The following is a 9,809-nucleotide window of genomic DNA, read 5'->3' on the forward strand; positions in this document are numbered from 1 at the left end:
TCGGTGGCGTCCATCTTCATCTCGTTCTCGGCCGTCACCATGTCGAACTCGCGGTTGAGGATCCCCACGTAGGTGGAGTCGCCCAGCTTGTTGGCCGCGACCGCGGTGCCGAAGTACCGCCCGCTCTGCTGGGCCGCCGCCGCGAGCGTGGAGGCGGCGCCGCTGGCGGGCGACGCCACGAGCACCGCGGCGCCCGCGGCGGCGGCGACCAAGGTCGACACGAGTGCGACTCTTGAGACTGACTTCGCTGTCAGCGTCATGTTCGGCGCTTTCTGGGGAGCACCCGCGGTAGTGCGGGTGGGTGGGTTGGGGTCGGAGCGGTCGATGGTCCGCTCGGTGCGGGTGGCGGGGTTGCGTCGTAGCCACACGCTGTTCGGGTTCGAAACGTTAAGCAGTATTAACCGAAACAGTTTGGCCGATCAAGGCCTGGTCGGAGCCGACCCGAAGCCGTGGTTTACATGCATGAACACCGGCGAACCGGTTAAGGGCGATCTTGCGGCCCGTCCCGTAAGCCCAGGTGAAGGGCCCTGGGTGAGGGGTGCGTGGCGCTTCGGTCGCAGGGCGGTGAGTGGGGGTGCGCCGACGAGTTGTTTCGCAAAAATTCGAAACTATATTCGCAAATTTCGCCGCTCGGCGAGCGACTCGACACCTCACAGCGCGGCCTGCCGAACGGGTCCGCCCGGCGTCAGGCCGGTCGGCCCGCGTGCAGTCGGGTGTAGGCGCCCCCGCGGCGCAGCAGTTCGTCGTGGGAGCCGATCTCCATGATCGCGCCGTCCTGCATGACGACGATGCGGTCCGCGTCCCGGATGGTGGACAGGCGGTGGGCGACGACGAAGGTGGTCCGGCCGTGGACGAGCCTGGCCAACGCCTGCTGCACCAGGGCCTCGGAGCGGGTGTCCAGGGCGGAGGTGGCCTCGTCGAGGATCAGCAGGCGGGGGTCGCGCAGCAGCGCCCGGGCGATCACCAGGCGCTGCCGCTGGCCACCGGAGAGGTGGGAGCCGCGGTCGGCGACCGAGGTGTCGAGCCCGTCCGGGAGGTGGTCGACGAACTCCAGGGCGTTGGCGTCGCGCAGTGCCGTCCTGATCGCGGCCTCGTCGGCGTCGGGCAGGCCGAAGGCGACGTTCTCGCGGACCGTGCCGTCGAACAGGATCGGCTCCTGCGGCACGACGGAGATGAAGCGCCGGTAGGTGCGCAGGTCGAGGTCCGCCATGTCGGCGCCGTCGAGGAGGATCCGGCCCGACTGGGGGCGGATGAAGCCGATGAGCAGGTTGAGCGCGGTGGACTTGCCCGCGCCCGACGGGCCGACCAGCGCGATCGTCTCGCCGGGGGTGACGGAGAGGCTGAAGTCGCGCACCGCCGACCGGCCGGTCGCGTCGTAGGTGTGGCCGACGGCCTGGAAGTCCACCGCGCCGCGCACCTCGGTGACCTCGGCCTTGCCGGTGTTGTCCTCCAGGTCGGGTGTGCGCAGCACCTCGCTCGTGGAGCGGACGGACTCCAGTCCTTTGGAGATGACCGGCGCCAGGGTCATCAGGGTGGCCAGGGACGTGGTGGAGGTGGTCAGGAAGGCGCTGAGCATGACGACGTCGCCCGCCGTGATGCCCCAGGCGCCGTAATAGGCGACCAGGGCGGAGGCGGTCAGGAAGAGCACCGCGAGGATGTTGAGGAACACCCACGACAGCGACGCGACCCGGCCGTTGAGCAGGTCCAGTCGCAGTCCTGAGGCCAGCACCTTCCGCAGGGTGTCGTCCATCCGCCGCAGGGCGTGGCCCTCCAGTCCGTGCGCGCGGGTGACGGGGATCAGGCGGGTCATCTCGGTCACGCGGGCCGACAGGTGTTCCACGTCGTGGCGGAAGACCTCGTTGTGGTCGCGCAGGCTGGTGCGCAGCCGCATGATCACCAAGGCGGCGAGCGGCACGATCACCAGCAGCAGGGGCAGGAAGTGCGGTGCGCGGACGCCGACGATCGTCAAGCCGCCGATCAGCACGGTGATCGCGCTCATCGCGGTGTCGGTGGTCTGCTGCACCATCTGCTCGACGGTCTCGACGTCGCGGACGACCTTCGCCTGGAGCACGCCCGCGCTCATCCGGTTGTGGTAGCCGATGGACAGCTCCTGCAACCGGGTGCACAGGGCCGACCGCAGCTCGGTGCCCGCCCGCCGCACGCTCCCGTGCAGGAGGCGGACGTAGAACAGGTGCAGCGGGTAGTTGACGACCAGGATCAGCATGATCAGACCCGTGGCGACCCACATCCCGTCGAGCGGCAGGTGCAGCACCACGGTGTCGACGATGGTGGCCGTGACCAGGGGGAGCAGCCAGACCGGGCTGTGCTTGACGACGAAGACCACCAGCGCGCCGCCCAGGCGTCGCCGGTGCGGCCGGAACAGGCGGCCGAGGGCGCGCAAGGGGCCTTCGTGCAGGTCACGGTGCCCTCGCTGGGGTTCGGACGAGGTCACCGGGGAGTTCTCCAATCAGCGGAAAGCGCTTTCCGGATTCTCCGGAAGGGCTCGAACGCTGTCAAGCTCGCGCGTCGTCAGGGCCCTCCGCTGCGGTTGATCCTCGAGCGGGTGCCGGTGTCGCGTCCCGCCGTGTCGCAGCACCTGAAGGTCCTCAAGGAAGCGGAGCTGGTGGTGGAGGCCGCGGCGGGCACGCGGCGGCTGTACCGCGCCAACCCCGGAGGGCTGGACGTGTCGCGCGGTTATCTCGTCCGCTTCCGGTCGAGCACGTTGGACAACTTCGCCGCCCCGACGGCGGCCGAGGCCGAGGAGAGCTGACGAGGATGAGCGCCGAAGCGACCACGGAGATCGTCGTCCACAAGACGGTGACCGTGCCCCTCGGGGTGCGGCGGACGTTCGAGCTGTTCACCGGTTCGAGCGCGGGGTGGACGGCAGGGAGTGCCCGTGGAGCCGGGTCGCGCGGTGGTCGCCGCCGAACCGGCTCGTGCTGCTGTGGCAGATCGGGGCCGACTGGACCCACGACCCGTCGCTGGGGACCGAGGTGGAGATCGACTTCGTCCGGGCCGAGGCGCTGCGCGCCGCCTTCGACGGGCTCGGCGGCTCGAGCGACGCGCTGACGCGGTTCGCCGAGTTCGCGCGATGACCAGAGCCCGCCGCCAGGTTGGCTGGGGGTTCCGGACCCGCCCGAGGCGGTACGCCGCCGTTCGCATAGCTGGACAACGTCGAGTGGACTGTCCACCTCGCACAGTCGCGGGTGGACTCGTGGCGCCACACTTCTTGTGCTCGGCGTGTCATCACACGATCGGGGTTCACTCGTTCGTGGTAATCCCATGCGGGGATGCCCAAGGTCGGTCCGGGGCTGGACGATGGAACAGCCGCACGCTGCCATTCGCAGTCGTGACGTGAACGGATTCGCCAGGGGGTAGACCATGACGGCAGCACACGTCGTCGTTTCCATCGAGGCGGGGGCCTCGGCGCAGACCGGGGGAGGCCACGTCGCCGCGGGCTGGCTCGTCGAACCGACCCGGGTCGTGGTGCCCGACCCGCCACCCGGCTTGCTGGACGGCAGCCTCGACGTCGAGGCCGTGCTCGCCGCGGCGGACGAGAGCGCGGTCGAGCGCATCCCGCCGGCCGAGGTGAACGCGCTGAGGGTCGCCGGCGCGGAGTTCGCCGTCCTCGACCTCGCCTCGGCGTCACGGCACGCGCCGAACGCCGTGATGCCCGAGTCGGTCGCGCTGGAGGCCGCGATCGCCGCCCACGGGGGTGACGCGCGGGCGGCGTTCGAATCCGCGGGCACCGGCCCTCCGATCCCGGGCGACAAGGCGTGCGCGAAGCACAACATCGTCAACTGCGCTCGCTGCTCATGACGTGGAGCCGCCTCGCCCCGGTGGCCGCCGACATCGGGCTTGCCCTGGCGGCGGGCGCGATGGACGTGGTGCTCTACTCGCACGTCCCGCTGCGGCCGGAAGCGCCGGACTTCTGGTTCGCCGTGGGGTACCTGGGACTGGCGTTCGTCGTGCTCATGGTGCGGCGGCGCCACCCCATGGCGGTGTTCGTCGTGGTGCTGGCGCTGGCCGTGCTGGCCTCTCCCGTCAGCGGCTTCGACTTCCGCCCCGAGATCGTCGTGTACCTCGCCCTGTTCACCGTCGCCGAGCGGTGCCGGGTTCGCGTCGCGGGCGTGGCCCTGGTCGGCGCGCTGCTCTACGCGTTCTCCACCTCCACGCCCGACTTCGACCCCAGCGGTCTCGAGGACCTCCTCGTGGACGTCGCGGCGGCTGCCTACCTGACCTTGTTGCCGCTGTCGGTGTGGGCGACCGGCCGGTGGGTCCGGACCAGCCGGGAACACGCGCGGGTGCTGGAGGCGAGGCGAGAGCTGGAGGCGCACCAGGCCGTCACGGAGGAGCGCGGCCGGATCGCCCGGGAACTGCACGACGTGGTGTCGCACGCGGTCACCGTGATCGTGCTCCAGGCCGCGGGCGGGCGACGCGTGGTCGACCGCGACCCGGACCGGGCCGAGCGCGCGTTCGACACGATCCAGCGCCTGGGCGAGAACGCGATGGGGGAGCTGCGCCGGATGCTGGAGGTCCTGCGCGCCGACGGCGAGCCGGCCGAGCCGCAGCCCGGCGTCGACGACATCCCGGCCCTGCTGGACTCGTTCCGGGCGGCGGGGCTGCGCGTCGAGTCGCGCGTCGTGGGCGAACCCAATCCGGTCGCGCCGGCCGTGGACCTCGCGGTGTACCGGGTGGCGCAGGAGGCCTTGACCAACGTCACCAAGCACGCGGGCACCGGCGCGTCCGTCGAGGTGCTGCTGACCTGGACCGCGGACCAGGTCGAGATCCAGGTCCACGACGAGGGCGGGCACGGCGCCGCCCACCGCGGCCCGCTGTCCACCGGCCACGGCCTGACCGGTCTGCGCGAACGGCTGGCCGCGCTCGGCGGCAGCCTGAGCACCGCCCGCACGCCCGCCGGCGGTTTCCGGCTCCGCGCCGTCCTGCCGCTCGCCGACACGGCCGGGCCAGGCGAGGACGACCCGCGGCCGGTGCCGCTCCGCCGGGCGCGGCTCGGCCTCCTTCCCGCTCGGGCCCGCCGCACCCAGGGCCGGAGGGTGGGAGCCGGGGCGCGAACACGTCCGGAAGAGGAGTTCGCGCCCGGCGTCGACCCGTGAGCGCGGGCTGGGGTGAGGTCGTGCCGGAGGCCGCCGCGCGCGCTTTCCCGCCGGCGGGACCGGTTCGTTGACGACGGGACGCCGCGCCGAGACGATCTGGACGCGCTGCCGGCTCACCTCCATGCCCGGAGCGCCTTCTCACCCTCGGCTTCGGGCTTCTCCCGGTGCCTCTCCCGCAGAGGAACACAGTTGATGCACAAGTTCAGATCGTTCTCGGGCGCCCTGGCGGCGGCTCTGGCCCTCGTCGCCGCGCTCGCGCCGAGCGCGACCGCCGCCCCGGCAACGCCCGCGGTCGACGTCCAGGTGTCGGCGGCAGCCGCCTCCGGGGGCAGCGCGGCGATCGAGATGGTGGACGTCCAGGAGTCCGTCGTCACGACGTACACCACTACGACCGCGTGGGTGCGCCAGTGCGCCTCCCTGAGCTGCGGTTACCACCCCATCCCGGCGAACTCGTTCATCATGGCGTACTGCTACACCTCGAACGTCGGCATCTTCTGGAACATGGTGCTCACCACCCACCCGACCAATCCGAACCTGCCGATCGCGGGTTTCGTGGACACGACGGCCCTGTACCAGGACAACGTCCACCAGCCGTGCGCCTCGGTCGGTACCGGTCCGAACCGCCCGGCCGCCGAGATGTGGGCGCACAGCTGCCCGCTGATGGCCTGCGGCTACGGCGTCATCCAGGCCGGGCACGACCTCGCACTGCTGGCCGTCACGGATCAGATGTACGAGGGCGAGTACTGGGCGCTGGTGCTCGACCACGACAACGTCAACAAGGACCTCGTCGGCTTCGTGCACGAAGACGACCTCTTCTTCTAGGACGACCTCTTCCAGCGGGCGCCGGGACGTCGGACGTCCCGGCGCACAGCTCACCCGGGTCAGCAGGCCCCCGTCACGTGTCCCCTGGTCAGCGGCAGGCGCTGCTTGGTCGTCTCGTCGGCCGGGACGTAGACCTCGATCCGCATCCCGCGCATCGACGCCACCTCCAGCTCGTTGATCGAGAACGCCATGTCGCCCGCGTCGCGGTTGGACAGCTTGCGGATGCGGACCTCCGGCTCGGCGACCTCGTGCCGCGCCCACAGCTCCGCGAACTCGTCGCTGAGCGCGAGCAGCCGCCGGATGTCCTCCTCCCACTCCGGGTCGCCCACGTGGCGGGCGTAGTCGGCGCGCAGGCGGGCGACCGTGTAGGGCACTTCCTCGTCGTAGTTGAGCAGCTTCTGCCTGGCGGTGGGCTCGGTCAGGTGGCACCACAGCATGTTGCGGTGCACGCACGGCATCGAGTGCCACTGCCACAGCAGGTCGGCGTGGGCGTCGTTGGCCAGGACCACGTCGTACCGGGCGTTGATCAGCGTCGCGGGCAGCGGGTCGAGGCCCCGGAGCACCGCCCGGATCTCGTCGGGGATCTTCGTCGCCGTCGTGCCGATGCGCTGAGGGGTAGCCTCGGCGAGGTGATAGAGGTGCCAGCGCTCGGTCGCGTCCAGACGGAGGGTGCGCGCGACGGCGTCGAGCACCTGCGCGCTGACGTTGATCGACCTGCCCTGCTCCATCCAGGTGTACCAGGTGACCCCCACACCGGCGAGCATCGCGACCTCCTCGCGCCGCAGGCCGACGGTGCGCCTGCGGGTTCCCGGCGGCAGCCCGACGTCCTCCGGGCTCAACCTCGCGCGACACGCCCTGAGGAACTGCCCGAGTTCGGCTCGGCGACGGTCCTGCACCGTCGCCGCGGTCTCGACGCTCATCAACCCCATCCTCACGCTGTGCCTCCACGGCTTCGCACAGCGTAGTTCATGGTAGTACCAGTAACAGTGTTCGCGGGCTCTACCCGCCGTCCCGCCCGAACCGCCACAGTGGCCGCATGACAACCCAACCAGCCACTTCCTCGCCCGCACAGGAAGTCTCGGGCAAGCACCCGTGGGGGATGTTGACGGTACTGCTGCTGGGCCAGTTCATGGCCCTGCTGGACGTCACGATCGTCAACGTCGCCATGCCGACCATCGGCGTCGACCTCGACGCGTCCGGCGCCTCCCTGCAACTGGTCGTCGGCGGCTACACCGTCGCGTACGCGATGCTGCTGATCACCGGGGCCCGGCTGGGCGACCTGCACGGCAGGCGGCGCATGTACCTGATCGGCGCCATCGGCTTCACCGTGGCGTCGCTGGTCTGCGGTATCGCCCCGTCCACGCTCGTGCTGATCATCGCCCGGTTCGTCCAGGGTGCCGCGGCGGCCGTCATGGTGCCGCAGATCATGAGCGTCATCCAGATGCGGTTCACCGGTCAGGCCCGGGCCAAGGCGCTCAGCGCGTACGGCGCGGTGCTGTCGGTCGGCGCCGTGGCGGGCATGATCCTCGGCGGCGTCATCGTCAACGCCAACATCGCCGACCTGACCTGGCGGCCGGCGTTCCTGGTCAACGTGCCGATCGGCATCGCCCTGGCGCTGCTGGTGCCGAAGCTGATGGAGGCCGACGCGCCGCGCGGCACCCGCAAGCTCGACCCGGTCGGCCTGGCCATCTCGGTGCCCGCGGTGTTCCTGATCGTGCTGCCGCTGGTGCTCGGCCACGAGGCGGGCTGGCCCGCGTGGACGTTCATCTGCGTGGCGCTGGGCCTCGTGCTCGCGGTCGTGTTCGTGGTCGTGGAGAAGCGCATCGGCGCCCGCGGCGGCGACCCGCTGCTGAACCTGGACGTGTTCAAGGCGGCCAGCATGGGCACCGGCGTGTCCACCCTGCTGCTCAACCAGATCGCCTACGGCGGCTTCCTGTTCGCCTTCGCGCTGCACCTCCAGCAGGGCCTCGGCGACTCGGCGCTGTTCGCGGGTCTGACCTTCACGCCGATGGCCGCCGCGTTCGGCCTGGTGGGCTTCTTCTGGCGCAAGCTCCCCCCGCGCATCCACCACCTCGTGCCGACCATCGGCATGGTGCTGTGCATCCTCGGCTACGTCGGCATCGCCGCGAGCGCGCAGAGCGACCCGCACGGCGCGCTGATGTGGATCTCGGTGGTGGTGGTCGGCGGCGGCGTCGGCTTCGCGTTCAGCCCGCTGCTGGTGCTGTCGCTGGTGCAGGTGCCGATGCAGAAGGCCGCGGACGCCAGTGGGCTGCTGACCACGACCATGCAGCTCGGCCAGGTGACCGGCATCGCCGTGTTCGGCAGCCTCTTCCTGACCCTGGCCGGGCGTCCGCTGACGCCCGAGTCCTCGTCCGACGCCACCACGAGCACGTTCACCTACCTGGCGATCCTGGCCGCGGTCGCGGTCATCGCGGCCGTCTTCCTCGCCCGCACGGTCGCCCAGGCGAAGCGGGCCGCCGCCGCGGCGGCGTGACGAGGAGTGGGCCCGGTCCCGAGTGAGGAGGTCGCCGTGACCACGGCGGAACAGGGCGCGGTCACGGCGGCCGCGCACCTCATGAGTTACCCCGCTCCGCGGACCTGTCCGTTCGAGCCGCCGCCGGAGTACGCCCGGCTGCGGGCCCAGGAGCCGGTGAGCCGGGTCCGACTCACCGACGGCAGCATCGCGTGGCTGGTGACGCGGCACCGTGACGCCCGGTTCGTGCTGTCGGACCCGCGGTTCGCCGCGAACCGCCACCCGGCCGTCCCGCTGCGGGCGTCGGGTGGCGCGGCCGGCGCCCGGCCGCCGGTGGCCGTGGACGGAGACCTGCACGCGAAGGCACGCGGCTCGGTCGGCGGCGAGTTCACCGCCGAACGGGCCGGGCTGCTGCGCCCGCGCGTCCAGGAGCTCGTCGACCGGCGCGTGGACGCGATGCTGGCCGGCGGCAACCCGGCCGACCTGGTGGGGGCGCTGGCGCTGCCGGTGCCCTCGCTGGTCATCGGCGAGCAGCTGGGCGTTCCGCACGAGGAGCAAGACCTGTTCCAGGAGTTGACCGCCCGGTTGGTCCGCGCCGGCGCGGACGAGGAGGAGCGCGAGGCGGCGACCGCCGCGCTGCGCTCCTACCTGGCCGACCTGGTGGCCCGCAAGGAACGCGTGCCCGGTGAGGACCTGCTGAGCAGGCAGGTCCTGGCCCGGCGCGAGCGGCACGGCGAGGTGGACCGGGACGCCTTGGTCGACCTCGCCCGGCTGCTCGTGGTGGCCGGGCACGAGCCGACCGCCGGGATGATCTCGCTGGGTGCGCTGGCGCTGATGCGCGACCCCGACCAGGTCGCGGGCCTGCTCGCCCACCCGGAACGGGTGCCGGGCGCGGTGGAGGAGCTGCTGCGCTACTTCACCGTCGTCGAGCAGTTCACCGCGCGGGTGGCCGTCGCGGACGTCGAGGTGTCGGGCGTGCCGGTGCGCAGGGGCGAGGCGGTCATCGTGTCCGCGGCTGCCGCCGACCGCGACGAGGCGGCGTTCGCCGATCCCGACCGGCTGGACCTGGGCCGCGACGCGCGGCACCACCTGGCGTTCGGGTTCGGCCCGCACCAGTGCGTGGGGCAGCACGTGGCCCGGGTGCAGGTGCAGGTCGCTCTGGAGACCCTGTTCCGGCGTGTTCCCGGCGTGCGGCTCGCCGTCGCGTTCGAGGACCTGGAGTTCAAGCACGAGACGCACTCCCGCGGCTTGCACGAGCTGCTCGTCACCTGGTGAGCCGGGCGCGGCCACGAACCCGCGGCCGCGCCCGGCCCACCGACGGCCCTGCCCACGGAGAAGCCCCCCACCCGCGCCCGCCGGGGGGGGCGGCGCCGGGCCCCGGCGGGGCCGGCCGGGGG

At 71.8% G+C, this 9,809-nt stretch carries 10 protein-coding genes; 7 read left to right on the plus strand and 3 right to left on the minus strand.

The genetic code is table 11. The annotated features are described in order from the left end of the window. Both LNK82_RS45300 and LNK82_RS45305 read right to left on the minus strand, forming a co-directional pair. The coding region (locus tag LNK82_RS45300; protein WP_230572998.1) for an endo-1,4-beta-xylanase at positions 1-260 on the minus strand (260 nt) is incomplete at its 3' end. A 425-nt stretch (positions 261-685) separates the two neighbouring features. Continuing rightward, the gene (locus LNK82_RS45305; RefSeq protein WP_230572999.1) at positions 686-2,452 is read right to left on the minus strand and encodes an ABC transporter ATP-binding protein; all 1,767 of its coding nucleotides are present in this window, start codon (positions 2,450-2,452) and stop codon (positions 686-688) included. Positions 2,453-2,563: 111 nt separating this feature from the next. Here LNK82_RS45305 and LNK82_RS48120 point away from each other — a divergent pair, with 111 nt between their 5' ends. The 5 genes from LNK82_RS48120 (at position 2,564) to LNK82_RS45330 (ending at position 5,939) form a co-directional block, all read left to right on the plus strand. After that, a complete protein-coding gene (locus LNK82_RS48120; RefSeq protein ID WP_372470816.1) occupies positions 2,564-2,770 on the plus strand; it encodes an ArsR/SmtB family transcription factor in 207 nt (68 codons plus the stop codon). 106 nt (positions 2,771-2,876) lie between these two features. Beyond that, complete coding sequence (locus LNK82_RS45315; protein WP_230573000.1) at positions 2,877-3,095, plus strand: SRPBCC family protein; 219 nt, start codon at positions 2,877-2,879, stop codon at positions 3,093-3,095. A gap of 286 nt (positions 3,096-3,381) precedes the next feature. Then, entirely contained in the window at positions 3,382-3,819 is a 438-nt protein-coding gene (locus LNK82_RS45320) for a hypothetical protein (protein WP_230573001.1), read from the plus strand. Continuing rightward, positions 3,816-5,117, plus strand: a complete 1,302-nt coding sequence (locus LNK82_RS45325) for a sensor histidine kinase (RefSeq protein ID WP_230573002.1) — start codon at positions 3,816-3,818, stop codon at positions 5,115-5,117. The genes LNK82_RS45320 and LNK82_RS45325 overlap by 4 nt, the downstream gene beginning before the upstream one ends. A gap of 192 nt (positions 5,118-5,309) precedes the next feature. Beyond that, positions 5,310-5,939 (plus strand): hypothetical protein, encoded by a 630-nt coding sequence (locus LNK82_RS45330; protein ID WP_230573003.1) that lies wholly within the window; start codon positions 5,310-5,312, stop codon positions 5,937-5,939. A gap of 59 nt (positions 5,940-5,998) precedes the next feature. On the opposite strand, the gene LNK82_RS45335 is transcribed toward LNK82_RS45330, so the two are convergent. Continuing rightward, positions 5,999-6,859 (minus strand): helix-turn-helix transcriptional regulator, encoded by an 861-nt coding sequence (locus LNK82_RS45335; protein WP_230573004.1) that lies wholly within the window; start codon positions 6,857-6,859, stop codon positions 5,999-6,001. Positions 6,860-7,038: 179 nt separating this feature from the next. On the opposite strand from LNK82_RS45335, the gene LNK82_RS45340 reads away from it, so the two are divergent. After that, the gene (locus LNK82_RS45340) at positions 7,039-8,433 is read left to right on the plus strand and encodes an MFS transporter (RefSeq protein ID WP_230573005.1); all 1,395 of its coding nucleotides are present in this window, start codon (positions 7,039-7,041) and stop codon (positions 8,431-8,433) included. 36 nt (positions 8,434-8,469) lie between these two features. Further along, positions 8,470-9,687 (plus strand): cytochrome P450, encoded by a 1,218-nt coding sequence (locus LNK82_RS45345; RefSeq protein ID WP_230573006.1) that lies wholly within the window; start codon positions 8,470-8,472, stop codon positions 9,685-9,687. Positions 9,688-9,809 lie beyond the last annotated feature (122 nt).

It is taken from the genome of Saccharothrix luteola (assembly GCF_020859565.1).
Taxonomy (GTDB): Bacteria; Actinomycetota; Actinomycetes; order Mycobacteriales; family Pseudonocardiaceae; genus Actinosynnema; species Actinosynnema luteola.

Bases quoted from the DNA above. Each gene is read 5' to 3' on its own strand.
- LNK82_RS45320 (WP_230573001.1), top strand. From the start codon at position 3,382: ATGACGGCAGCACACGTCGTCGTTTCCATCGAGGCGGGGGCCTCGGCG.
- LNK82_RS45325 (WP_230573002.1), top strand. From the start codon at position 3,816: ATGACGTGGAGCCGCCTCGCCCCGGTGGCCGCCGACATCGGGCTTGCC.
- LNK82_RS45330 (WP_230573003.1), top strand. From the start codon at position 5,310: ATGCACAAGTTCAGATCGTTCTCGGGCGCCCTGGCGGCGGCTCTGGCC.
- LNK82_RS45335 (WP_230573004.1), bottom strand. From the start codon at position 6,859: ATGAGCGTCGAGACCGCGGCGACGGTGCAGGACCGTCGCCGAGCCGAA.
- LNK82_RS45340 (WP_230573005.1), top strand. From the start codon at position 7,039: ATGTTGACGGTACTGCTGCTGGGCCAGTTCATGGCCCTGCTGGACGTC.